The following is a 21,283-nucleotide window of genomic DNA, read 5'->3' on the forward strand; positions in this document are numbered from 1 at the left end:
TGCAAAGGCGAACTTCGGTGCCGGATCGGGTGTCCAAGCAACTGCGCGGCCAGGGTGGACGGGCAGAGGGGACCGGAAATGAAGCGGTACGGGGTTGTGGCGGGAGCGGTCAGCGGTGTCGCAGCACTGGCCGGTGCGGGGGCGCTGTTCCTCGGTGGGGCGCTGCAGAGCAATGCGGCTCAGCAGAACGTCGCGGTGACGCAGAAGGCGGAGTCGATCAGCTTTGTGGTGCGGCACTTCGAGAAGATGAGCAACGGCAAGTACATCTCGCACGCGAAGCTTCCGAAGACCTGGAAAGAGTCCAAGATCGCTCCGCACGAGACGCGGTTCGACGACACGGCCAACGGCCGGATGATCCGGTTCAACACCTGGATCGGTCCGTCCAGCACCCGGTCGCAGCTGGACCGGAAGATCCGCTCGCTGAAGGGGACGCCCGGGCTGAAGATCGTCGCCAAGGCGACGGTCAAGGGCAGGTCGACCGTCGGGAACTACCCGATGACCGTCAGCACGGTCGTCTACACCTACAAGAGCGGCCAGACGACCCGCTGGGTCGCCACCCGGTACGCCGAGATCAAGGGCGGCAACGTCGAGTTCACCGTCGCCGGTGTGCCCAGCCAGAGCAAGGTCCTGAGCAACGTGCTCGAGACCGCCACCCGGACGATCTACCTGACACCCACTGCCAAGTAGGTCGTCAGAGAGCCGACGCCTGGACGGCCATGTCGCGGAGCTGTTCGTAGCGGGGGCGCAAAGCGGCTACGCGGTTCACGTCGGCGGGGTTGGGGGTGAGGTGTTCGCCGCCGGGTTCTGGAGAGAGACCCAGGGCCACGGCGGCGGCACCGCGGCAGCCGACCTCTGGTTCGGCGCAGACGTCGGTGGGGCGGGCAAAGGTCGCGGTGAGACAGCGCCGCCACCAGGCCGAGGCGTCGATACCGCCACCACCTAGGACGACGGACAACTCGTGGCCGAACAGTGCGTCCAGCTTGCGCAGTCCGCGGTCCACCTCGAGCGAAATCCCTTGCAGGGAAGCAGCGAGCAAGGTTTCGGCGGTGTCGTCGAAGGACAGACCGAAGTACACGCCCGAGCCGCCAGGCACGGTCGCAGGCGGTCTGGTGCCGGCCTGGAACGGTACGGCGATCACCCGCGACTCACCGATCTGCACAGTGGTCGGTTCGTCGTGTTCGAGTCGCAGCACGCCGGTGAGCCACGCATGCATGTTTCCGGCGGCTGAGAACGCCATACCGGTGACTGCGCGCTTGTCGTCGACCCGGTACCGCCAGAGGTCCCACGGGAGCTCGGGTGCGTTGTCGATCGGGTGCACGACGCGCACGGCGGCCGACGTACCGACTGTGACTGCTGCAGTGGACGAGTCGTACGCGCCGGTGCCGACATTTGAGGCAGCGCCGTCTCCGGTCGGCGGATGCACCGGTACGCCGACCAGGCCGGGCCAGCGTCGTGCGTATTCGGCTGACAGGTGACCGGTCCACCCGGTGGGCACGATCGGCGGCAGGACGTCGGCCTTCACGCCAGCGATCGTGAGGGCCTCTTCGTCGTACTCACCGGTGGCGAGGTTGAGCGTGCCAGTGCCAGATGCGACTGAGACCGAGGTGACTCGCTCGCCGGTCAGTCGCTCGATCACCAGGTCAGGGAGACCAGCGAAGCTGGCGGGGCTCGTTTCGCTTAGCAGCCAAGGGATGCGGCGCGTCCAGTAGAGCCGGTGCAGCCAACTGCCAGTGCGCGCGTGGAACGCCTGCTCGTCGAACGACGACCCCAGGTCGAGGTCCACCGACCGAGTGTCCGCCCAGGTGATCACTGGAGTCAGAGCGTCGCCGTGACTGTCCAGGGCGACGACCGAATGCCACTGCGTGGACAGGACGATCGCCTCGATCGCTTCGAGGTGCCCGCCCTGTTGTAGCTCATCCAGACAGCCCAAGAGACCCTCGACGTACTCGTGCAGTTCGAGAACCGCGGACCCATCACCGCCGTACGTCGGAGTGATCTTGTGCCGCGCCAGTGCGCCCGGGACCGGAGACGCATCGGCTGCGGACAGGACCAGTGCGCGGGCGGACGACGTACCGAGGTCTAGCGCGAGGAGGCGGCCGTCAGTCCTCGTCATGGAGGGCCTTGAGGAAGGTGGCGGCCCACAGGTTCACGTCGTGGGCTGCCAGGTGCTTGCGCATCGCCTTCATCCGGCGGCCGAGCTGGCGGTCGTCGGTGTTCATGGCGTCGACGATGGTGTCCTTCATGCCGTTGATGTCGTGCGGGTTCACAAGGAAGGCCTGGCGGAACTCGTCGGCCGCACCGGCGAACTCACTAAGCACCAGCGCGCCGGTGTCGTCGTACCGGGTTGCGACGTACTCCTTCGCGACCAGGTTCATCCCGTCGCGCAGCGGGGTCACCACAGCGACATCCGCGGCCCGGAACAACGCAGCCATCTCGGTCCGCGAGTACGACGTGTGCAGGTAGTTGATGGCCGGTGTGCCGATCCGCCCGTGCTCACCGTTGATCCGGCCGACCAGGAGCTCGATCTCGTCGCGGAGCACGCGGTACTGCTCCACGCGCTCCCGGGACGGCGTCGCGACCTGTACGAAGACCGCCTCGTCGACGGAGATCCGCTTCTCGTCCAGGAGCTCGCCGAACGCACGCATGCGCTGGCGGATGCCCTTGGTGTAGTCGAGCCGGTCGACGCCGAGCAGGATGTGCGCCGGGTTACCGACCTCGTCGCGGATCTCCCGCGCCCGCTGCTCGGTCTCCGGCTTGCGGGCCAGGTCCTCCAGCTCACCGACGTCGATCGAGATCGGGAACGCCTTGGCGCGAACGACTCGGTCGTCCGGCAGGTGGATCCGGTCGCCACGCGTCCGCAGGCCCATCCGGTTGCGGGCGAGCCGGGCGAAGTTGGATGCGGCGCCAGGACGCTGGAAACCGACCAGGTCCGCGCCCATCAGCCCGTCGAGGATCTGCCGGCGCCATGGCATCTGGGCGAACAGCTCGGTGGGCGGGAACGGGATGTGCAGGAAGAACCCGATCCGGACGTCCGGACGCAGCCTGCGCAGCATCGCGGGCACCAGTTGCAGCTGGTAGTCGTGTACCCAGACGTCAGCACCCTCGTCGGCCGCATCCGCCGCAGCCTCCGCGAACCGGCGGTTCACAGCGACGTACGACTCCCACCACTCACGGTGGAACTCCGGTGCGACGATCACATCGTGGTAGAGCGGCCAGAGCGTCGCATTCGAGAAGCCTTCGTAGTACAGCTCCACGTCCTCGGCCGTGAGCATCACCGGGACCAGATGCATCCCGTCGTTGTCGAACGGGTCCACCTTCTCGTCGGCGCTACCGGTCCAGCCGATCCACGCGCCTTCATGAGCCTGCATCACCGGGTGCAGTGCGGTGACCAGACCGCCTGGGCTACGGCGCCACGCCGTACTGCCGTCGGGCATCTCGATTCGGTCGACAGGTAGCCGGTTGGCTACCACTACGAAGGAACTTCGTCCGTCGGGCATGTGTTTGCTCATCCAGTCAGGTCGTCGTCGTCACCGGGGTAATGGACCCCGATCTGGCTCCGCGTCTCGTCGAGCAGTTCGAGGATCTCGAGTGTTCCGGCGTGCGGCAGCGACGGCACTTCGATGTGCCCGTCACGGAGCGCACGCATCACAGCGGTGGCTTCGTAGTGGTACCCAAGCCCATGCGTCGGTACGTCGATCCGCTCCGCCCCGGCGGCGGTGTGTCGGACGTAGTACTCCGGGTGGTGGAACCGGTGCGGCAGCTGCAGGCTGCCTTCGGGACCGCTCACTGACGCGACCCACGGGTTCTGCGACTTCAGGCCGCAGGTGAGGGCTGCGACGGCTCCGGAGTCGTAGCGCCAGGCCATGGCGACGTTCAGGTCGATGTCGTCCTCGTTGAGCGACGCCACCGCCTTCACCTCGGCCGGGCGGCCCAGGGCCATGTAGGCGAACGTCATGGGGTAGATGCCGCCGTCCATCAGCGACCCGCCGCCCAGCGCTGGGTCCAGCAGCCGTGCGGGCAGCGAGGGTTTGTGGAACGCGAAGTCCGCAACGACCTGCTGCGGCTCACCGATCACTCCGGTGGCCAGGTCCGCGAACAGGGCCTCGATGACCGGGTTGGTGCGCATCCACATGGCCTCTGCGAACAGAGTCTTGTTCTCGGTGGCTACGGCGATCAGATCGCGCGCCTGTGCCGCAGTGAGCGTCACCGGCTTCTCACACAGCACTGCGATTCCGGCCTGCAACGCAGTGCGGGCGATCACGTAGTGCTGCGGGTGCGGAGTGCCGATGTAGATCACGTCGACGGTGCCGGAGTCGATCAGCCGGCGGTAGTCGTCGTACGCGTGCTCGATGCCGTGCTCGGCGGCGAACCGGTCGGCGCTGTCCTGCGAACGGGAGGCGACCGCGGTCGCTACCGCACCGTCCAGCAGCTTCAAGTCACGGGTGAACGACGTCGAGATGTTGCCAGTAGCAACGATGCCCCAGTTGACGCGATCTACACCCACGGTCTGAACTCCGGTGTCGGGAACGGTCCATCTGCCTTGATTCTTGCGGTTTCGAACGCGTGAGCCAAGCGAATGAGCGTGGCGTCACTCCCGCCGGTCCCGCTGAAGGTGATGCCGACGGGCAGTCCGGAGACCAGTCCGGCGGGCACCGAGAGCAGCGGATAGCCCGCCAGCGCGGCATGTGAGGACGAACCGCCCAGCACGTTGTCACCGTTCACCAGGTCGATACTCCAGGCCGGTGAGTACGACGGGCTGACCAGAGCGTCGAGCTGGTTGTCCCGGAGCAGGTCGTCGATGCCGTCGCGGCCCGCGCGGAGCGCTGTGAGCCGGGCGGAGACGTACGCGGGCGAATCGAGCCCCTCGGTCGCTGCTGCGCGTTCGAACAGCTCCTGGCCGAACCACTTGAGCTCCACGTCCGCATGGTCGCGGTTGTACGCAATGAGGTCGTCCAGGGTTTTGGGCCCGCCAGCAACGCGGGTGGCGAGGTACGCCGCCATGTCGACCTTCATCTCGTGTGCGAGCACCTGGAGCTGGTCCTCGTCGCCACCGGGTGACGGGAGCGACAGGCGGTCGACCAGCGTGGCACCGCAGCGGCTGAGCGTCTCCAGAGCCTGCTCGATCACCTGGTCCAGGCCGAGCGAGTAGCCCCAGAGGGGACCGCGCGGTACGCCGATGCGCACGTCGCTGAGGTCGTCACCGCGACAGTGCTCGGTGTAGTCGGTCCCATCGCCGGTGAGCACGCTGAGCAGGGCTGCGGACTGCCTGACCGTCCTAGTCATCGGCCCGGCGGTGTCCTGCGAGTGCGAGATCGGCACGATGCCCTGCTGCGGAACCAGACCCACTGTGGGCTTCAGACCGACTATGCCGTTCAGAGCGGCCGGACAGACGATCGAACCGTTGGTTTCGGTCCCGATGGCGAAGTCGGCGAGCCCCGCGGCCACAGCGACGCCGGAACCACTTGAGGAGCCGCCGGCCGAGCGGTTGAGCGCATACGGGTTCCGCGTCAGACCGCCGTACGCGCTCCAGCCGGAGGACGACGACGAGCCGCGGAAGTTCGCCCACTCGCTCAGGTTGGTCTTGCCGAGGATCACGCAGCCGGCCGCGCGCAGCCGCCGTACCAGGGGTGCGTCCTGCGGGGGCGGTGGCTGCTCGGCCAGCGCCAGTGACCCGGCCGTGGTCAGCAGGTCGGCCGTGTCGATGTTGTCCTTGACCAGCACGGGGACGCCGTGCAGCGGACCACGGACGCGACCTTGGTCACGCTCCGTGTCGAGCTGAACGGCGTCGGTGAGAGCGGCGGGGTTGGGCGTGCAGATGGCGTTGACCAGCGGGTCCACCTCACGGCTCCTGGCCTGCAGCTCTTCCACCAGCGCCTGGCTGGAAAGAGTTGAGCTCACCCTCTGATCCTGCCAGAGTTACCCCTGCCCGGCCGCCCGCGTACGACACGCTCCGTGTCGTTCCACCGGTGAATGACATTGCTGTTGTTCGGCACGTACAGTGGAGCGCGGACGGACGATCACCGACCGCACAGGAGTCAGCAGCAGATGGACAGCGCCAACGCCAGCTCTTCCGAGCCCGCCGAAGCCGCGATGCCAGTGGTTGCCGGCCTTTCCGATCGGGACGGGCAGATCCTCGCTTTCGAGCGCCACTGGTGGAAGTACGCCGGTGCCAAGGAGCAGGCGATCCGGGACCAGTTCCAGATGTCCGCCACCCGGTACTACCAGGTTCTGAACGCGCTGATCGACCGGCCCGAGGCCCTGGCGCACGACCCGCTCCTGGTGAAGCGCCTGCGCCGGCTCCGCGCCGCCCGCCAGCGCGCCCGCTCCGCACGTCGACTGGGTATCGAGGTCTGACGATGTCCCGCCTGAGGGCGTGCCTTACCACTCCACGCCTACTGCGCGGCACTCGGTGCGGCACCTCGACGCACTGGCCCGAAGGCCAAGATGCTCCGCATCGAGACCTCCGATCCAGCACGCCGATGCACCGCACCGAGCACCTGCTCGCTACGGCGTGGAGTGGCAAGCCACGCCCTAAGGGCGACAAGGGCCAGGTGCTCTCGTCCCTGGTCGCTGTGGTTGCCGTCGTTGCTGTGGTCGGCGGCCTGCTCGTGCTGTTCGGCACGCGTGGGCACGACAGCACTGCGGACGAGCCGAAGGGCAGCAGCTCGCCGAAGCCGTCGGCCAAGCCGTCCGGTGGGCCGTCGACCATCGTGGCCAGCGTGCCGCCCCGGAAGCCCACCACGGCACCGACCACCGCACCGACGACCGTGCCGACCACTGCGCCGCCCAAGACTGTTCCGACTGAGCCCACGCAGCCGCCGGCTACCAAGCCGACGACGATTCCGACGGCTGCGCGCCCGGCTGCAGAGATCTACAACAACACTCCGCGCAAGGGCTTCGCCGAGCAGGTCGCGGGGCGTGCGCGGCAGTCCGGCTGGACGGTGTCCGGTGTGGACAACTGGCACGGCAAGATCGTCGAGACAACGGTCTACTACCCGCCGGGGATGGTGCAGGCGGCCAACCAGCTCGCCCGCGACCTGGGTATCGGCCGGACCAAGCCGGCGCTGGACAACATGAAGAAGGACCGCCTGACGGTGATCCTGACCTCGGACTACACCGGATGAGTACGCCGGTCATCCAGACCGACCTCGGTCACGCAGGCTGGCAGGCGATCGTCGCCGACCCGGCCAGTGCGGTGATCGCCACCGATTTCGACGGCGTCCTGTCCCCGTTGGTCGAGGACCCGGCCAGGGCGCGTCCTGTCGACGGTGCACTCGACGCACTGGCCCGGCTGGCCCGCTCGGTGTGCCAGGTGGCCATCGTGACCGGTCGACCCGCACTGGTCGCCACGGAGCTGACCGGCGTCACGGGACACCCCGGGCTCGGCAGCCTCGTCGTACTGGGTCACTACGGCCTGGAGCAGTGGGAGGCGTCCACCGGCAAGATCACCAGCGACCCGGTCCCGCCGGGTGTCGCTGTGGCGCGTGAGCGGCTTCCTGAGCTCCTGAGCGTCGCCGGTGTGCCAGATGCCTTCGTGGAGGACAAAGAGAGCTCTCTGGCCGTCCACACGCGCCGCGTGACCGATCCGGCCGGTGCGTTCGCCCGACTCCGTACGCCGCTCACCGAGCTGGCCGATGCCACCCAGCTCCGCCTGGAGCCGGGCAACCTGGTTCTGGAGCTCCGCCCGCCCGGAATCGACAAGGGCGTCGCCCTGCGCCGCCTATTCGAGTCGACCGGCGCACAGTCGATCCTCTACGCGGGTGACGACCTAGGCGACCTGGCCGCGTTCCGAGCAGTCGAAGAAGGCCGCAGAACCGGTCTGAACGCCGTACTGCTCGCCACTCGCTCCTCCGGCGCCACCGAGCTGATCGAAGCCGCCGACATCGTCGTAGACGACCCCACCGGCGTCGTCACGGTCCTGACGGCCCTCTCGGACGCGATCGCAGCGCGCTGACCGCCTGCGCCACCGTCCGCCCGATCGGCTGCACCGGCCGCTCGACATAACCGCCGTCCTTCAGACTGGCCATCCGCTCGAACGGATTCCGCGACGCCGGATCCCCGGTCAGCAACCACGAGACGACCACACCCACGACGTACAAAGGCAACATCGGCAACCCCAGCAAGCAGAAGTACTGCCACGAATGCCGCTCCTCGTGCTTCACCAGCAGCTCGTCCGCGAAGTACGACACCTCGTGCTTGCTCAGCACCACGTTCCCGATCGTGAACGCCCCCGCCACCGGAAACCCCACCCGGTACCCGTTGGCAAAGAACAACCCCCGCGGCCCCCGCGTCACCCGAGCCCGCCCGATCTTCGCCACCACGAACCCGGCCAGCGTGGACAGATTGACAAAGTTCCCCACCAACTTCACCCACTGCCACCCAGTCATACGGCTCAGTATGAGTTCTGTCGGTGGGGTGGGTAAGACTTGGCGGGTGGGTTCGATGATGCGGGTTTGGCGGCCGGGGCGGGTGGTGGATCCGCACTCGGTCATCGGTGGTTTGCGGAAGGGGCCGGGGGATCCGGCGTACGTGTATGACGGGCGGACTGTTTGGCGGGCTACTCGGACTCCTGAGGGGCCGGTGTTGTTGCGGCTGACGCCGCGGCAGTTGGAGGTTGAGGCGGAGGCTTGGGGGGCTGGGGCGGAGTGGGCGTTGGACGGGGTGCCGGAGTTGCTGGGGGAGGCGGACAGTTGGGAGGGGTTCGCGCCGTTGGCGGTGCATCCGGTGTTGGTGGAGGCGGCGCGGCGGTTTCCGCATCTGCGGGTGCCGCGGACTCGGGCGGTGTTCGAGGCGATGGCGGCCGCGGGGATCGAGCAGGTGGTGACGGGGAAGGAAGCGTTCCGGGGGTGGCGGCAGCTGCTGACCGTGTACGGCGAGCCTGCGCCGGGGCCCGGTGGGCCGGAGGGGCGGCGGATGATGGTGCCGCCGGCGCCGGAGGAGTGGCGGCTGATTCCGTCCTGGCAGTGGTTGCGGGCGGGCGTCGAGGGGCGGCGGTCGCGGGTCGTGGTGACGGCGGCGACCCGGGCGAAGGCGCTGGAGCGGACGCTGGAGCTGACCGACTCGGCCGAGATCGAGCGGCGGCTGCGGTCGTTGCCGGGGGTCGGGGTGTGGACGGCGGCCGAGGTGCGGCAGCGTGCGCATGGTGACGCGGATGCGTTCTCGTTCGCGGACTATCACGTGTCCCGCAACGTGTCGTACGCGCTGATCGGCGAGGAGCTCGACGACGACGGCTGCGCCGAGCTGATCGAGCCGTACCGCGGTCATCGGTTCCGCGTGCAGCGGTTGCTGGAGCTGGCCGGGATCAGCCATCCGCGGTACGGCCCTCGGAAGGCGCTGCCGACGCACACCCCAGGCGCAACGCATCGTCTGCGGTAGCGCGGGGCACTAGACGGGGGTGATCAATGGGGACGGGCTGTACCTGGTCGCGGGCCTCGCCCTCCTGCTCGGCGCAGTGCTGCCGCGACTGCTCTCCCGGTACGCCGTCTCTGCGCCGATCGCGTTCCTCGCCGGGGGAATGCTGCTCGGCCTGGTCGTGGACCGGGCGCAGCTCAGCCCGATTGCCGAACCGGAGATCACCAAGCACCTGGCCGAGCTGACGGTGATCATCGCGCTGATGGGTGTCGGTCTGGCGATCGACCGACCGATCAGTCTCCTGCACTGGGGCGTGACGTGGCGGCTGCTGTTCATCGCGATGCCCGCGGGGGTCGCGGCGCTGACCGGCGTGGGCTGGCTGCTCGGCCTCGCACCGGCCACGGCGCTGCTGATCTCTGCGGTGCTGGCGCCCACCGACCCGGTGCTGGCCTCGGATGTGCAGGTCGGCGGGCCGACCACCGGTGAAGGCGCCGAGGTCGACGAGGACGACGAGGTGCGGTTCGCGCTCACTTCTGAAGCGGGCCTGAACGACGGGCTCGCGGCGCCGTTCGTCTACCTCGCAGTCTTTCTCGCCACCAAGAGTTTCGCGCCGGTCGAGTGGGTCGCCTGGGACGTGATCGGCAAGGTGGTGATCGGGGTCGCGGTCGGTTTCGGGGCCGGGTGGTTACTGGGCCGGATGACGTTCTCGGCTCGGGCGCACAGTCTGCGGCTGGCGGATTCGCGGGAGCCTGTCCTCGCACTGGCCATGACGCTCGGCGTTTACGGGCTCACCGAAGTACTCCACGGGTACGGGTTCATCGCAGTCTTCGTCGCCGCCCTCACATTGCGAGCGGCCGAGCGCAGTCACGATTTCCACAACGAGCTGCACGATTTCATCGGTGAGCTCGAACACATTCTGACCTGGGGTGTCCTGCTGCTCCTCGGTGTCGCCGTGACCGCCGGACTGCTCGAGCCGCTGACCTGGTCCGGTGTGCTGATCGGCCTGCTGCTGGTGCTCGTCGTACGGCCGATTGTTGGTCGGCTGTCGCTCATCCGGAGCGGGCTGAGCCGGACCGAAGCGTGGGCTACAGCAGCGTTCGGGGTGCGTGGCGTGTCCTCGATCTACTACCTCGCGGCGGTCGGGATGCACTTCCGCGCGGAGCTGCCCTGGCTGTGGGCGACGCTGGGGTTCACGATCATTCTGAGTGTCGTCCTGCACGGCGTCGCGGCGACTCCGGTGATGCGTTTCCTGGAGCGCCGTACATGAGACGGCGTCTCGCATGCTGGAAGTCGGAGGGTGTGATCCGGCCTCGATTGGGTAACCTCGGGGCAGCTCATCCAGAGGGACTGAGGGAAACGGCCCGTTGAAGTCCCGGCAACCCTCCCCGTCGAGACCCCGCCCTGGGGCCACTCACGGTGGAACGGTGCCAAATCCGTCCCGCCATCGAGATCCGGTGCCGCGGGGAAGATGAGAGGGGAACCTCACTCATGAGCCTGGCCACCGCCGCTACCCACACCATCCGTGAAGGTGCCTTTGGCAACGGTACGCACCTGAGCTGTCGCGCGTGTGGGGCGAAGTCGCCGCTCGGTCCGTTCTACGCCTGTATGGAGTGCTTCGGTCCGCTCGAGGTCGGGTACGAGTTCCCGACCATCACCCGCGAACAGATCGAGGCCGGCCCCAAGAACATCTGGCGCTACCAGCCACTGCTGCCCGTCCCCGTCGACGTGGCCAGCTTCCCGAACACCGAGCCCGGCTACACCCGGCTCATCGACGCACAGAACCTGGCCCGCGAGCTCGGGCTGCGCAAGCTCTGGGTGAAGGACGACTCCGGCAACCCGACCCACTCCTTCAAGGACCGGGTCGTGGCCAGTGCCCTGAGTGCCACCCGCGAGCTCGGCATGAAGGTCTTCGCCTGCCCCTCCACCGGCAACCTGGCCAACGCCGTCGCCGCGGCCGCCGCCCGGGCCGGGATCCGCTCGGTCGTCTTCATCCCGAAGGACCTCGAGCGGCCCAAGATCATCACCACGGCCGTGTACGGCGGGACCCTGGTGGCCGTCGACGGTAACTACGACGACGTCAACAAGCTGGCCTCCGAGATCGCCGGTGAGGAGGACGGCTGGGCGTTCGTCAACGTCAACGTCCGCCCGTACTACTCCGAGGGCTCCAAGACGCTGGCGTTCGAGATCGCCGAACAACTCGGCTGGCGGATCCCGCAGCAGGTCGTGATCCCGGTCGCGTCCGGTTCGCAGCTCACCAAGATCGACAAGGGCTTCACCGAGCTCGGCAAGCTCGGGCTGGTCGACGCCACCGACTACAAGATCTACGGCGCCCAGGCCACCGGCTGCTCGCCGGTCGCGCAGGCGTTCCGCGACGGGTACGACGTGGTGAAGCCGGTCAAGCCGGACACGATCGCGAAGTCGCTCGCCATCGGCAACCCGGCCGACGGACCGTACGTGCTCGACGTCGCGCGTCGTACCGGTGGTGTGATCGAGGACGTCTCCGACGAGGAAGTCGTCGACGGCATCCAGTTGCTCGCCCGCACCGAGGGCATCTTCACCGAGACCGCCGGCGGGGTGACCGTCGCGACCCTGAAGAAGCTGATCGAGACCGGTCAGCTCGACCCCGACGCCGAGACGGTGATCATCAACTCCGGCGACGGGCTCAAGACGCTCGACGCCGTGGCCGACCGGGTCGGCCCGAAGGTGACCATCCCCGCGTCGTACGACGCCTTCGTGAAGGCAGGCCTGCAGTGAGTGTGAGTGTTCGCGTCCCGACCATCCTCCGGCCCTACACCCAGGGCGTCTCCGAGGTGTCCGCCGAGGGCGCGACGCTGACCGAGGTGCTGGAGTCGCTCGACACGTCGTACCCGGGCATCAAGTCCCGCGTCCTCGATGAGTCCGGCGAACTGCGCCGCTTCGTGAACGTCTACGTCGATGACGACGACGTCCGCTTCGCCGACGGCCTGCAGACCGCGATCAAGGACGGCGGCCAGGTCTCGATCATCCCAGCCGTAGCCGGCGGCTGAGTTTCCGCGGTGGTTCCGGGCGTTCGTCCGGAACCACCACTGCGTAGGGTGACGCCATGCGCGCAGTGGTGATTGAGAAGTACGGCGTTGTGCCCGAGGTGCGGGAGGTTCCGGAGCCGGAGGTGGCTGCGGGGGCTGTGGTGCTGAAGGTGGAGGCGACCGGGCTGTGCCGGAGTGACTGGCATGGGTGGATGGGGCACGACTCGGACATCGTGTTGCCGCACGTGCCTGGGCATGAGTTGGCGGGGACGATTGCGGCTGTCGGGGCCGGGGTCGAGGGGTGGCAGGTCGGGGATCGGGTGACGACGCCGTTCATCTGCGCTTGTGGTTCGTGTGCGGAGTGCGCTGCGGGCAATCAGCAGGTGTGCCCGAATCAGCTGCAGCCAGGGTTCAACTATTGGGGCTCGTTCGCAGAGTACGTCGCGATTCCGTACGCGCAGGTGAATCTCGTGCGGCTGCCGGACGAACTCGACTTCGGTACGGCGGCTGGGCTGGGTTGCCGGTTTGCGACGTCGTACCGGGCTGTTCGTCAGGTGGGGAAGGTCGAGGCCGGCGAGACCGTGGTGGTCTACGGCTGCGGTGGGGTCGGCCTGTCGGCGGTGATGATCGCCGCCGCCGCGGGCGCGCGGGTGGTCGCGGTCGACACGAACCCGGCTGCACTTCAGTTGGCCGCCGAATACGGCGCCGTCGAAACGCTGAGCACGACCGTCGGAGTCGACCTGGACGCTCACGTCACGTTCGACGCGCTTGGCTCGAACGACCTCGTGCAGCACGCTCTCCGGGTACTCCGGCCACGCGGTCGGCATGTCCAGATCGGGCTGCTGCCGTCCGGCGTACAACTCGATGTCAGTCGGCTGATCGGCCAGGAACTCCAATGGCTGGGCAGCCACGGCATGCCCGCCCACGCCTACCCCGAAATGCTCGATCAAGTTGCCCAAGGCAACCTAAACCCCGCCGCCCTGATCACCCGCACCATCACCCTCGACGAAACCCCAGCCGCCCTGGCCGCGCTGAGCGACGGCACCCCCGCCGGCGTCACCATCATCACCCCCTGACGCGCCGACGGCATCTGCTGGGTTCCCCCATCAGCTTGTGGGTTCCCCCATCGCATGCGGGTGCAGAACCCACAAGCTCGTGGGTCAACCCACGAGATGCTTACAGGCGGATGGCGTAGATGGTGGGGGGTCGGCCGGTTCGGCCGTGTTGTTGGGTGGCGATGGGGTCGGCCAGGCCGGCTCGTTCTAGGCGTTTGAGGACTCGTCGGGCGGTTCGGAGTTGGACTGCTAGGTGGTCGGCTACGTCTTGGGTGGTTAGGCCGTCGGGGTTCTTGGCGGTTAGTTCGCGCATGCGGGCGAGGGTTGCCGGGTTGAGGCCTACGCGGCGGGCCAGCAGGGGGAGGCTTTCGGCGCCGCGGGGGATGGTGGGTTGGTCGCCGGAGGGTTCCAGGACGATCTCGACGTCGTCGGACATCGAGACGACGCCGGCCACGGTACCGATCGAGCCGGCGCGTCCGACTGCCCGGCGGGCCAGGGCTTCTGCTTCCGCCGCGGTGCGGCCGATACCGAAGCCGACGTACGCCGTGCTGTGTCGCGCGGCGAGGTGGTCGAGTAGCGGCATGCGGGTGAACTGTTCGGTCGCCTGCTCGAGCAGTCCGCGGGTGGTGACGACCAGGTGGCGGCCGTCGGGGAGGAGGGCGAGGCTGCCGCCGAGGGTGATGAGGTCGCCGGCCAGGGCGTCGTCGGGTTCGGGGAGGTCGACGATGCCGAGGGCGACCTGGGCGTCGCCGACGTGTTGGCCGCTGGTGGTGAGGACCAGTGCCTGCAGGGTCGAGCGGATCGAGTAGCGCGACGGGACCAGGCGGACCGAGGGCATCTCGTTCTCGAGCAGGTGGAACGCCGAACCCAGGCAGCTGATCGCGATCTTGGTGTCGTGCTTGTCGCGGGCGCTGCGGTGGAAGGTGACGATGTCGTCCGAGGTCAGGCCGGGCCGGTACGGCAGCACCTGGATCTGGTCGGTCGGGAGCTTCGCCTCGATCAGTGTCTCCAGGACCTCACTGCGCCGGAGCGTGTCGATCGAGAACTGGGTGACGTTGTGACCGAGCCGGAGCAGTTCGACCAAGGCGCGCAGGAGCGTGGCGCCGTCGTACGAGACGTACATGGCCGGGCGGTCGACGACGCCGGCTTCGGTGGCGATCGTGTACGGGACGATGCCGGTGAAGAGGAGGGCGTCGAGCTGCTCCTGGGACTGTACGACGAGCTCGATCGTCTCGGTCTCGTGCCGGTACGACAGGGGTTGCAGGGTGGCTCCGGTCGGCGGACCGGTCGCGATCACGCGCTGCACGACGTCCTCCGGACCGACAACGCCGACCACGACTGCCATCACCACACCCCCATGCCGTGCACTGTCATGCACTGTAATGCAGCCCGGCCGAACTCTTGACGATCGAAGCAGAGTCTCTTAGTTTCGGTCAAGACCATAATTGCTGCGAGGCGATTGCCGGTCGGCTGCGGACGAGGTGTGGTGGAGCGATGGAGGGAGCGCGCCACCTCACTTGTCGGACTGCAGCTCCTCGAGCGTGCGGATCACCAGGTCGCGCTCGCTGCTGGGCAGCTCCGGGCCATAGGGGTCGTGCGCGGCCTCCTCCGGGATCAGGCCCTCCCATACGGCCGCCCAGATCATCCGCTGCACATAGCCCTCGATCGGTGCGTAGAACGTGGCTGCCGCGAACCGGTCCAGCCGCTCGGAAGCGGTCAGGAATGCGCTGTGATCGCCGGCCCGCCAAGCCCGCAGTACGGCGACCGACAGCTCGACCTGTGCTGATGCAATACCGACCAGGGCCGTATCTGCACCCCACATGAACGACGGACCGTACATGCGGTCCTCACCTGTGATCAGCAGCTTGCCGGTGTCTCGCCCGGCCCAGATGGCGTCCTGCGTCCCGATAGCCCGGTCCAGCGTCGCTGTCTTGACCCCGAGCATCGCATCGAGGCTCAGCAGATCCCGGATGAGCTCCGGTGGGTACGGATACCCACCTGCCTCGCCGTGCAGGTAGAAACCGACCAGCGGCAGCCCGCTCTCCGTAGCGACTCGCTCGTGCAGCTTCACGGCCTGCTCGTGCCCGTCCGGCGACTCCGCCAGCCGAGCGAGCGGATAGACCATCACTGCGTCCGCTCCGGCGTCCGCTGCCTGCAGGGACATCGCCACAGTCAGATCGGCCGCGTCCTGCAGGCTCTGCGGGGACTCCGACCGCGGTACGCCGACTCCGGCCACGATCGGAGCTTTGGTGGCCTGGCGCCACGTTTCCAGCACCTTGGTGCGGTCGGCGGCACTCAGGTACAGCCCACGGCCGGTGTGGGCCCACACCGCGATCCCACCGATCTCCTGGGCCGCGATAGCAGTCGCATATGGGATCAAAGCGTCGTACGCGATGACTCCGTTGCTGTCCATCGGTGTGAAGACCGCAGGGAGGACTGTGCCGCGCAGCTGCTCGACGAGGGGATGCATGGGACCTCTCAGACGTCGTGGCCGAGGCCAGGTCGGGTGGGTACGTCGATCCAGCCTTTGCAGTCGGCAAACACACTCGGAGCCAGCGGGTCCTCCTCGACCAGCAGCGGCCCCACCAGGTCGGCCGCAACGGTTGCACCCGGTACGGCGGCGGCCAGGTGGACTGCGGCCAGCGTGGCGACGCCCAGCTCCGGCATCGAGCCTATCTTCACCGCCAGACCCGCAGCCTCGGCCAGATTGGCGATCTGCAGCGCCCGGTGCAGTCCGCCGACCTTCAGGATCTTGATGTTCAGTACGTCGGCCGCCCCGCGCCGTACGATCTCCAGGGCATCGTGCAACGAGTGCATGCTCTCGTCGGCCATCACCCGGACGTCGAGCCGCTCCCGCAGCCGAACCATCCCCGCCAGGTCCCAGCGGGGGAGCGGCTGCTCCAGCAGGCTCAGACCGGCCGCTGTCATCTTCGCCAGGTAGGGCAACGACGTAGTCGCGTCGTACCCCTCGTTGGCGTCCAGACACAGCTCAGTGTCCGCAGGTATCGCCGCACGAACCGCACGGATCAGTTCGAGGTCCTTGGCCGGGTCATGGCCGCCTTTGACCTTCAGATGCTGGAAACCGCGCGCGGAGTACTCAGCGGCCTCGGCAGCCATCTCGTCGAGCGTCCCCAGGCCGACCACCCAGGCGGTCTGCACCCGGCTCCGGATGCTGCCCCCGAGCAGCGCATGCACCGGCCAACCGCTCAGACGGCCGGCCAGGTCGTACAGGGCGATGTCCAGGCCGGACTTGGCCACGTGCTGGCCGCGGAGGACGCCGTCCATGACTACATGTGCACCGGCCCGGTCGAGCGGGTCCCGGCCGATCAGAGCGGGCGCGAGGTGCTCCTCGATCGCGGCGGTGACACCTGCCAGGGTCTCCCCGGTGTACGCCGTCATCGGGGACGTCTCGCCGATCCCGACCGCGCCGTCGGCAGTGTGGATCTCGACCACCAGACTGATCAGATCCGTGCTGATCCCACTGCTGATCTGGAACGGGCGACGGTACGGCGCCCTGACCACTCGCGTCCGGATCGCGCTGATCGGGGCCGATCCGGTACCGGCCGGGAGGCCCACCGGGTGCGATAGAACAGTCATGGTCGGCTCCTTAGGGACACCATCAGGCGGTTAGGGGTCGCATTCCGACGCAAAAGGACTTACGGTCAAGACCGTAAATACCCTGAGTGCTCTCTGTCAACGGAAGGTGGCACCCTGATGCGGCTGGGTCTGTATCTCAACCTGTACGGCACCGACAGCGAGCGCCCGCAACTGGCCGATGCGGTCGAGCAGGCGCGGCTGGCCGAGCAGGCCGGGTTCGAGTGGGTGGTGCTCGGTGAACGGCATCTGCACCGGCCTGGGTACCACGAGATCCTCACCTCGCTGACCTGGCTGGCCGCCCACACGTCGACCATCGGGATCGCCACGGCAGGGATCGTCGCGCCGCTGTACCAGCCCGTCGTACTGGCCGAGACGCTTGCGCACTTGGATGTTCTATCCGGCGGCCGGGTCACAGCAGGGTTCGTGCTCGGGTATCGGCCGGAGGAGTTCGCCCTGTACGGCGTGACGCAGCGCGAGCGGGTTGCGCGGTTCGAGGAGTGCCTGGAGATCGTCACCCGGTTGTGGACTTCGGAGTCGGTGACGTACGAGGGTCGTTTCACCAGTCTGCAGGACGCGTACCTGTCGCCGCGGCCGGTGCAATCGCCCCGGCCCCGACTGTGGAACGGTGGGCGAGTGTCCGCCGTACTGGAGCGGACCGCGCGGACGTGTGACGGGTGGACGACGTCGTTCAACGAGCTGGATGCTGATCTGCCGGCGAAGATCGCGGAGTACCAGGGGTATCCGCGGGGTGAGGGCACGCTCGGTGCGGAGACCATCCTGTGCCGAGAGGGTTTCGCTGCTCCGACGTCGCAGGAGGCACGTAAGGCGTTGGAGGAGCCCTTGCGGGATCTGTACGACGCGTATACCGGCTGGAAGCGGACTTCCGCCGATGCCAGCCGCTACACCCAGGGCTGGGATGACATCGCGGACCGCAGCGTCATCGGCTCGTCCGCGGAGTGCGCTGAGCGGATCGCCCACTACGAGGAGATGGGTGCTGACGGCATCATCCTGCGTATTCAGCCGCCCGGGATGTCCCAGACGGACGCTCTGCGCGCCATCGAAGCCTTTGGGGAGCTGAACGGCTGAGCCCTGGCAGGTTGCTGACGCATTGTGCGGTGTGAGGTTGGATGGTGCTGGACTGAGGTCCTGTCGTCGAAGGGGTAGCCAGGATGCTCGAGATCACCGACCTGTCAGACCGCTTCCGGACGGTTGCGTCGCCTGGTGCGCGGCCGATCATGCAGTTCGACGAAGGGACGGCGACGCCGGTCCATCGGTCGATGAACACCGTCGCGCGGATCGGCCGGACGCTGGCGCCGTGGTCCGACCGGCTCGGTGCGGTGACGCCGTCGGCAGCTGCGGCGTGGAGTGAACCGATCTCGGTCTTCGTTCCGCCGGCGCCGGTCGGCTATGGCAATCGGCAGTCCGCTATAGATGCGGTTGCCGCGGCGGTGGCTCGGCGACTTGGCGAGACCTTCTACACCTACCAGCTCGGACTCGTTGGCGATGGTGCAGCCGTCATGCTTCAGGCGGATATCGACGCCGAGACGTTGAGCAGTCAGTACCTGTTCATCATCGACACCTCAATGCAACTGCACGAGTTCTATTACTGGAGCCGCTGAGCCTGTTGCCGAGGACCGCGGTACGGCTGGGTTTGGGAGTAGACGATGTTGGTCGTGGTGCTGCCGAACTCGGTGAGCTGGTTGACGAGCTCCTCCAGGTGCGGCATGGAAGCGGCGGCGACTTTGAGGGTGTAGCAGTCGTCGCCGGTGGTGCGCAGGCATTCGAGGAACTCGCTGCGCTCGGCGAGCAGGCGCTTGAGCGGCTCGTGCTTGTTGCCGGGATACTTCAGCCGTACGACGGCGAGCACGGGGTAGCCGACCTTCGCCAGGTCGACGTCCGCCCGGTAGCCGGTGATGACACCGAGCGACTCCAGTCGCCGTACGCGCTCTGTCGTTGCCGAGGCGCTCAGGTTGACGCGGCGGCCTAGCTCGCTGAGCGACAGCCGTGCGTCGGTCTGCAGCTCGGTCAGCACCGCCCAGTCGATCGCATCGAGAGTCTCGGTCATATGGCTAATCTACCGGGGAATTCGTGGTCGGGTGCTGGTTTTGCCGGGAGAAGTCTCTTCAGGAGTGGACTGCTGCCTGGATAGCCTGGCGGGGTGGAAATCGGCGTGAACGTCCCGAATTTTGGGCCCGGTACGAATCCGGATCGGTTGCGTGAGTGGGCTCAGGTGGTTGAGGGGCTCGGGTACGACCTGTTGATGGTTTCGGACCATGTGGTGATCACGCCGGATGTTGCGGAGCAGTATCCGGCGCCGTTCTACGAGCCGTTCACCACGTTGAGTTGGCTGGCGGGGATCACGTCGCGGGTGCGGCTTGGTACGACGGTTCTGATCGCGGGGTACCGGCATCCGTTGCTGGTGGCTCGGATGGCAGCGAACCTGAATGCGCTGAGCGGCGGTCGGCTGGTGCTCGGGGTCGGTGCCGGGTGGGCGCAGCAGGAGTTCGCGGCGCTCGGTGCTGAACACTCGCGGCGCGGTCGGGCGACGGATTCGTTGCTGACCACTTTGCGCTCGGCCTGGGCCGACACCGCCGACTACGGTGCCGGGCACATCCCGTTGTGGGTCGGCGGCCGCAGTACGGCGGCGATGCGTCGTACCGTGCTGTTGGGTGATGCCTGGCATCCGCTCCGGAACCGCATCGACTGGTTGCGCACGGCAACCGAACAGCTGGCCGAGATCGCAGCGGCCGAGGGTCGGCCGGTCCCCGCGTTCGCGCCGCGGATCCTGCTCCGGCTCACCGCGTCACCGTTGCCCGAGGAGTCGCGGGTAGCCGGTGAGGGGTCGATCGACCAGGTGCTCGCCGATTTCGCCGTACTGCGTGAGCTTGGCGCTACGAGCGTCGTACTCGATCCCTTCCATGGCGATCCCGCCGAGACCGAACACCCCGAAACCGCGTGGCAAGCCCTCGCTACCCTCCGACAGGAACTGACATGACCTCGTCCGAAACCTTCCTCCGCCGAGCCATCGCCTTGGCCGCAGCCGCCCGCGAAGCCGGCAACCCACCCTTCGGTTCGCTCCTCGTAGGCCCCGACGGCACGGTCCTCGCCGAAGCCCAGAACACCACCATCACCGAATCCGACATCAGCCACCACCCCGAACTGAAACTAGCCGTCTGGGCCGCCCGTGAACTCCCCGCCGACGTAGCAGCCGCAACCACCATGTACACCAGCTGCGAACCCTGCGGCATGTGCGCAGGCGCCCTAGCCCGCTCCGGCCTAGGCAACGTCGTCTACGCCCTCTCCGGCGACCAACTAGGCACCCTGAAACCCACCGGCAACTTCCCCGCAGTCCCCCAATCTGGCCCCAACCTCTTCGAAGAAGCCCGCCTCCCCATCGACGGCTACTACAACTAACCCCACCCAAAAGCCACCACCTCCGGCGAAGACCCCGGTGGATCCGCCCTCGGTGGTCGCGCGAAGAAGCAGCTGTGGTGAGGTTGTGGATGGCCGGGCGAAGCCGCTCCGCCGAAGGACAGGAGGTGTCGTGCGATGTGGGGGTTGAGCCCGGTGCAGTGAGCGTGGCGACGGCATGCAGTAGGCGCATACATCCTGTCCTTCCGCAGCTCGTAGGCCAGAAGGTCACCGCCTTCGGCGCGGGGCTCTGGTGGATCCGCCTTCGGTGGATTGCGCCAAGAAGCAGTTGTGGTGATGGGTGGGTGGCCGCGGCAAAGCCGATCTGCCGAGGAACAGGACGTATATGGCTGGTTTGGTCCCGGTGCCTGGCGCGGTGAGCGTGGCGACGGCATGTACTAGGCCTACACGTCCTGTCCTTCCGCAGCTCGTCGGCCAGAAAGGGCACCGCCTCCGGCGGCGGCTCTCCTTTGGCGCCTTCGGCGCGGGCTCTGGTGGATCCGCCTTCGCTGGTTGCGTCGAGAAGTAGCTGTGGTGACCAGCGGGTGGGCGGTCGCGGCAACGCCGATCTGCTGAAGGACAGGACGTGTCGCCCAATTTGGTGCTGGCGCGCGGTGCGGTGAGCGTGCTGACCGCATGTACTAGGCCTATACGTCCTGTCCTTGTGCAGTTTCCGCACCAGGTACACGAGACGCCGACCATGCGGAGGTGCGGTGGATTCCTCTTAGTAGTCGCACGAAGGAGTTGTGGTTACGCCGCTCGCGATCTGTCGATGGACAGGAGGTGTCGCGCGATGTGGGGTTGGGGCTCGGCGCGGTGAGCGTGGCGACGGCATGTAGTAGGCCTGTATGTCCTGTCCGTCGG

At 67.6% G+C, this 21,283-nt stretch carries 22 protein-coding genes and 1 riboswitch; of the genes, 13 read left to right on the forward strand and 9 right to left on the reverse strand.

Annotated elements, in window-relative coordinates; translation table 11 throughout:
• The first annotated feature begins 78 nt into the window (after positions 1 to 78).
• Positions 79 to 687: a hypothetical protein gene (locus ABD231_RS24635; RefSeq protein WP_344156477.1), complete on the forward strand. Its 609-nt coding sequence runs from the start codon at positions 79 to 81 to the stop codon at positions 685 to 687.
• Between the two features lie 4 nt (positions 688 to 691).
• Here the strand turns inward: ABD231_RS24635 and ABD231_RS24640 are convergent, their stop codons facing one another.
• The 4 genes from ABD231_RS24640 to ABD231_RS24655 are packed head-to-tail and all read right to left on the reverse strand — an operon-like array spanning position 692 to position 5,898.
• Entirely contained in the window at positions 692 to 2,113 is a 1,422-nt protein-coding gene (locus tag ABD231_RS24640) for an FGGY family carbohydrate kinase (RefSeq protein WP_344156480.1), read from the reverse strand.
• Positions 2,100 to 3,509 carry an alpha,alpha-trehalose-phosphate synthase (UDP-forming) gene (locus ABD231_RS24645; protein ID WP_425554203.1) on the reverse strand — a complete coding sequence of 470 codons (1,410 nt, stop codon included), beginning with the start codon at positions 3,507 to 3,509 and terminating at the stop codon, positions 2,100 to 2,102. Before ABD231_RS24645 ends, ABD231_RS24640 begins: the two co-directional genes overlap by 14 nt.
• On the reverse strand, positions 3,506 to 4,504 hold the full coding sequence (locus ABD231_RS24650) for a Gfo/Idh/MocA family protein (protein ID WP_344156486.1): 999 nt from the start codon (positions 4,502 to 4,504) through the stop codon (positions 3,506 to 3,508). Before ABD231_RS24650 ends, ABD231_RS24645 begins: the two co-directional genes overlap by 4 nt.
• The gene (locus ABD231_RS24655) at positions 4,495 to 5,898 is read right to left on the reverse strand and encodes an amidase (protein WP_344156489.1); all 1,404 of its coding nucleotides are present in this window, start codon (positions 5,896 to 5,898) and stop codon (positions 4,495 to 4,497) included. The genes ABD231_RS24650 and ABD231_RS24655 overlap by 10 nt, the downstream gene beginning before the upstream one ends.
• A 147-nt stretch (positions 5,899 to 6,045) precedes the next feature.
• Between ABD231_RS24655 and napA the strand changes: the two genes are divergently transcribed.
• The 3 genes from napA (at position 6,046) to otsB (ending at position 7,954) form a co-directional block, all read left to right on the forward strand.
• A complete protein-coding gene (gene napA / locus ABD231_RS24660) occupies positions 6,046 to 6,354 on the forward strand; it encodes a nucleoid-associated protein NapA (RefSeq protein ID WP_344156492.1) in 309 nt (102 codons plus the stop codon).
• 125 nt (positions 6,355 to 6,479) lie between these two features.
• Entirely contained in the window at positions 6,480 to 7,124 is a 645-nt protein-coding gene (locus ABD231_RS24665) for a LytR C-terminal domain-containing protein (protein ID WP_344156494.1), read from the forward strand.
• Complete coding sequence (gene otsB / locus ABD231_RS24670; protein ID WP_344156497.1) at positions 7,121 to 7,954, forward strand: trehalose-phosphatase; 834 nt, start codon at positions 7,121 to 7,123, stop codon at positions 7,952 to 7,954. The genes ABD231_RS24665 and otsB overlap by 4 nt, the downstream gene beginning before the upstream one ends.
• Here the strand turns inward: otsB and ABD231_RS24675 are convergent.
• Complete coding sequence (locus ABD231_RS24675; RefSeq protein ID WP_344156500.1) at positions 7,911 to 8,387, reverse strand: hypothetical protein; 477 nt, start codon at positions 8,385 to 8,387, stop codon at positions 7,911 to 7,913. The genes otsB and ABD231_RS24675 overlap by 44 nt on opposite strands.
• 55 nt (positions 8,388 to 8,442) lie before the next feature.
• Between ABD231_RS24675 and ABD231_RS24680 the strand changes: the two genes are divergently transcribed.
• From ABD231_RS24680 to ABD231_RS24700, 5 genes are all read left to right on the forward strand, one after another.
• Complete coding sequence (locus ABD231_RS24680; RefSeq protein ID WP_344156503.1) at positions 8,443 to 9,375, forward strand: DNA-3-methyladenine glycosylase family protein; 933 nt, start codon at positions 8,443 to 8,445, stop codon at positions 9,373 to 9,375.
• A gap of 19 nt (positions 9,376 to 9,394) precedes the next feature.
• Complete coding sequence (locus tag ABD231_RS24685; RefSeq protein ID WP_344156506.1) at positions 9,395 to 10,618, forward strand: cation:proton antiporter; 1,224 nt, start codon at positions 9,395 to 9,397, stop codon at positions 10,616 to 10,618.
• A gap of 64 nt (positions 10,619 to 10,682) precedes the next feature.
• A riboswitch (SAM riboswitch) is annotated at positions 10,683 to 10,826 on the forward strand.
• A gap of 13 nt (positions 10,827 to 10,839) precedes the next feature.
• Complete coding sequence (thrC, locus tag ABD231_RS24690; RefSeq protein ID WP_344156509.1) at positions 10,840 to 12,105, forward strand: threonine synthase; 1,266 nt, start codon at positions 10,840 to 10,842, stop codon at positions 12,103 to 12,105.
• Positions 12,102 to 12,377 carry a ubiquitin-like small modifier protein 1 gene (locus ABD231_RS24695; RefSeq protein WP_344156512.1) on the forward strand — a complete coding sequence of 92 codons (276 nt, stop codon included), beginning with the start codon at positions 12,102 to 12,104 and terminating at the stop codon, positions 12,375 to 12,377. The genes thrC and ABD231_RS24695 overlap by 4 nt, the downstream gene beginning before the upstream one ends.
• Before the next feature lie 56 nt (positions 12,378 to 12,433).
• On the forward strand, positions 12,434 to 13,432 hold the full coding sequence (locus ABD231_RS24700) for an alcohol dehydrogenase catalytic domain-containing protein (protein ID WP_344156515.1): 999 nt from the start codon (positions 12,434 to 12,436) through the stop codon (positions 13,430 to 13,432).
• Between the two features lie 100 nt (positions 13,433 to 13,532).
• Here ABD231_RS24700 and ABD231_RS24705 read toward each other — a convergent pair whose 3' ends face one another.
• The 3 genes from ABD231_RS24705 to ABD231_RS24715 all read right to left on the reverse strand — a co-directional run bounded on the left by ABD231_RS24705 (position 13,533) and on the right by ABD231_RS24715 (position 17,008).
• Positions 13,533 to 14,756 (reverse strand): helix-turn-helix domain-containing protein, encoded by a 1,224-nt coding sequence (locus tag ABD231_RS24705; RefSeq protein ID WP_344156518.1) that lies wholly within the window; start codon positions 14,754 to 14,756, stop codon positions 13,533 to 13,535.
• Between the two features lie 168 nt (positions 14,757 to 14,924).
• Entirely contained in the window at positions 14,925 to 15,881 is a 957-nt protein-coding gene (locus ABD231_RS24710; protein WP_344156521.1) for a dihydrodipicolinate synthase family protein, read from the reverse strand.
• A gap of 8 nt (positions 15,882 to 15,889) precedes the next feature.
• On the reverse strand, positions 15,890 to 17,008 hold the full coding sequence (locus tag ABD231_RS24715; RefSeq protein WP_344156524.1) for a mandelate racemase/muconate lactonizing enzyme family protein: 1,119 nt from the start codon (positions 17,006 to 17,008) through the stop codon (positions 15,890 to 15,892).
• 117 nt (positions 17,009 to 17,125) lie between these two features.
• Between ABD231_RS24715 and ABD231_RS24720 the strand changes: the two genes are divergently transcribed.
• Both ABD231_RS24720 and ABD231_RS24725 read left to right on the forward strand, forming a co-directional pair.
• The gene (locus ABD231_RS24720) at positions 17,126 to 18,094 is read left to right on the forward strand and encodes an LLM class flavin-dependent oxidoreductase (RefSeq protein WP_344156527.1); all 969 of its coding nucleotides are present in this window, start codon (positions 17,126 to 17,128) and stop codon (positions 18,092 to 18,094) included.
• An 83-nt stretch (positions 18,095 to 18,177) separates the two neighbouring features.
• The gene (locus ABD231_RS24725) at positions 18,178 to 18,627 is read left to right on the forward strand and encodes a hypothetical protein (protein ID WP_344156529.1); all 450 of its coding nucleotides are present in this window, start codon (positions 18,178 to 18,180) and stop codon (positions 18,625 to 18,627) included.
• Here the strand turns inward: ABD231_RS24725 and ABD231_RS24730 are convergent.
• Positions 18,612 to 19,073 carry an Lrp/AsnC family transcriptional regulator gene (locus tag ABD231_RS24730; RefSeq protein ID WP_344156532.1) on the reverse strand — a complete coding sequence of 154 codons (462 nt, stop codon included), beginning with the start codon at positions 19,071 to 19,073 and terminating at the stop codon, positions 18,612 to 18,614. The genes ABD231_RS24725 and ABD231_RS24730 overlap by 16 nt on opposite strands.
• A gap of 93 nt (positions 19,074 to 19,166) precedes the next feature.
• On the opposite strand from ABD231_RS24730, the gene ABD231_RS24735 reads away from it, so the two are divergent.
• Positions 19,167 to 20,003: an LLM class flavin-dependent oxidoreductase gene (locus ABD231_RS24735; RefSeq protein ID WP_344156534.1), complete on the forward strand. Its 837-nt coding sequence runs from the start codon at positions 19,167 to 19,169 to the stop codon at positions 20,001 to 20,003.
• Complete coding sequence (locus tag ABD231_RS24740) at positions 20,000 to 20,422, forward strand: nucleoside deaminase (RefSeq protein ID WP_344156538.1); 423 nt, start codon at positions 20,000 to 20,002, stop codon at positions 20,420 to 20,422. The genes ABD231_RS24735 and ABD231_RS24740 overlap by 4 nt, the downstream gene beginning before the upstream one ends.
• Positions 20,423 to 21,283 lie beyond the last annotated feature (861 nt).

Source organism: Kribbella yunnanensis (assembly GCF_039529655.1).
Taxonomy (GTDB): Bacteria; Actinomycetota; Actinomycetes; order Propionibacteriales; family Kribbellaceae; genus Kribbella; species Kribbella yunnanensis.

Excerpts from the sequence above, each read along its gene's own strand:
- ABD231_RS24665 (WP_344156494.1), top strand. The coding sequence starts at position 6,480 with ATGCACCGCACCGAGCACCTGCTCGCTACGGCGTGGAGTGGCAAGCCA.
- ABD231_RS24680 (WP_344156503.1), top strand. The coding sequence starts at position 8,443 with ATGATGCGGGTTTGGCGGCCGGGGCGGGTGGTGGATCCGCACTCGGTC.
- ABD231_RS24730 (WP_344156532.1), bottom strand. The coding sequence starts at position 19,073 with ATGACCGAGACTCTCGATGCGATCGACTGGGCGGTGCTGACCGAGCTG.
- ABD231_RS24700 (WP_344156515.1), top strand. The coding sequence starts at position 12,434 with ATGCGCGCAGTGGTGATTGAGAAGTACGGCGTTGTGCCCGAGGTGCGG.
- ABD231_RS24645 (WP_425554203.1), bottom strand. The coding sequence starts at position 3,509 with ATGAGCAAACACATGCCCGACGGACGAAGTTCCTTCGTAGTGGTAGCC.
- ABD231_RS24725 (WP_344156529.1), top strand. The coding sequence starts at position 18,178 with ATGCTCGAGATCACCGACCTGTCAGACCGCTTCCGGACGGTTGCGTCG.
- ABD231_RS24720 (WP_344156527.1), top strand. The coding sequence starts at position 17,126 with ATGCGGCTGGGTCTGTATCTCAACCTGTACGGCACCGACAGCGAGCGC.
- thrC (WP_344156509.1), top strand. The coding sequence starts at position 10,840 with ATGAGCCTGGCCACCGCCGCTACCCACACCATCCGTGAAGGTGCCTTT.
- ABD231_RS24640 (WP_344156480.1), bottom strand. The coding sequence starts at position 2,113 with ATGACGAGGACTGACGGCCGCCTCCTCGCGCTAGACCTCGGTACGTCG.
- otsB (WP_344156497.1), top strand. The coding sequence starts at position 7,121 with ATGAGTACGCCGGTCATCCAGACCGACCTCGGTCACGCAGGCTGGCAG.
- ABD231_RS24705 (WP_344156518.1), bottom strand. The coding sequence starts at position 14,756 with ATGGCAGTCGTGGTCGGCGTTGTCGGTCCGGAGGACGTCGTGCAGCGC.
- ABD231_RS24715 (WP_344156524.1), bottom strand. The coding sequence starts at position 17,008 with ATGACTGTTCTATCGCACCCGGTGGGCCTCCCGGCCGGTACCGGATCG.
- ABD231_RS24635 (WP_344156477.1), top strand. The coding sequence starts at position 79 with ATGAAGCGGTACGGGGTTGTGGCGGGAGCGGTCAGCGGTGTCGCAGCA.
- napA (WP_344156492.1), top strand. The coding sequence starts at position 6,046 with ATGGACAGCGCCAACGCCAGCTCTTCCGAGCCCGCCGAAGCCGCGATG.
- ABD231_RS24710 (WP_344156521.1), bottom strand. The coding sequence starts at position 15,881 with ATGCATCCCCTCGTCGAGCAGCTGCGCGGCACAGTCCTCCCTGCGGTC.
- ABD231_RS24675 (WP_344156500.1), bottom strand. The coding sequence starts at position 8,387 with ATGACTGGGTGGCAGTGGGTGAAGTTGGTGGGGAACTTTGTCAATCTG.
- ABD231_RS24740 (WP_344156538.1), top strand. The coding sequence starts at position 20,000 with ATGACCTCGTCCGAAACCTTCCTCCGCCGAGCCATCGCCTTGGCCGCA.